We start from the raw sequence: 1,090 nt of genomic DNA, 5'->3' as shown, positions 1-1,090 counted from the left end.
TAGCTGCCCTCGGCGAGTGCACTTGGCACATCGACCGAGTAGGTGCCACCGGGCTGGACTGTGGCGGAGAGGGTCTGAGCCACGCCGTTGGCATCGGTGACCACCAGGCTGACGGTGGCGCCGGCAGGGAGGTTGGTGGTGCCGTTGATCGTCGGCGTGGGGTCGTTGGTCAGCGCCGGGGCGTCGACGGTAATGCTCGGTGCCGTCAGATCGATCGCGCCCGCATCGTTGGCATTGGCCGAGTTGCCCGCGGCATCGGTGGCCGTGGCCACGACGGAGTAGCTGCCCTCGGCGAGTGGCGAGGGCACATCGACCGAGTAGGTACCACCCGGCTGGATGGTGGCCAGCACGGTCTGCTGGACGCCGTTGGCGTCGGTGACCACCAGGCTGACGGTGGAGCCGGCAGGGAGGTTGGTGGTGCCGGTGATGGTCGGTGTCGCGTCGCTGGTCAGCGCCGGTGCATCGACGGTGATGCTCGGTGCGGTCAGGTCGATCGCGCCGGCGTCGTTGGCCGAAGCGGCGTTGCCGGCCGCATCGGTGGCGGTGGCCACGACGGAGTAGTTGCCCTCGGCGAGCGGCGAGGGCACGTCGACCGAGTAGGTGCCACCGGGCTGGACCGTCGCGGAGAGGGTCTGGGCCACGCCGTTGGCATCGGTGACCACCAGGCTGACGGTGGAGCCGGCCGGCAGGTTGGTCGCGCCGGTGATGGTCGGCGTGGCATCGTTGGTCAGTGCCGGTGCGTCGACGGTGACGCTCGGCGCCGTCAGATCGATGGCGCCCGCATCGTTGGCATTGGCCGAGTTCCCCGCGGCATCGGTGGCGGTGGCCACGACGCTGTAGTTGCCCTCGGCGAGAGGATTGGGCACATCGACCGAGTAGGTGCCACCCGGCTGGACCGTGGCCAGCACGGTCTGCTGGACGCCGTTCGCATCCGTGACCACCAGGCCGACAGTCGAACCAGCCGGCAGGTTGGTGGTGCCAGTGATCGTCGGCGTGGCGTCGTTGGTCAGCGCCGGGGCATCGACGGTGATGCTCGGTGCGGTCAGATCGATCGCGCCGGCATCGTTGGCCGAAGCGGCGTTGCCGGCCG

1 protein-coding gene is annotated in these 1,090 nt (G+C 69.8%); it reads right to left on the bottom strand.

Features of this window, described 5'->3' with window-relative positions:
• Nucleotides 1–1,090 (bottom strand): Ig-like domain-containing protein (locus D9C15_RS33175; protein WP_164886982.1); only part of this gene is annotated, 1,090 nt, incomplete at both ends.

The organism is Piscinibacter defluvii, assembly GCF_004011805.1.
Lineage (GTDB): Bacteria > Pseudomonadota > Gammaproteobacteria > Burkholderiales > Burkholderiaceae_C > Piscinibacter > Piscinibacter defluvii.
This window is presented reverse-complemented; position numbering and strand designations above follow the sequence as displayed.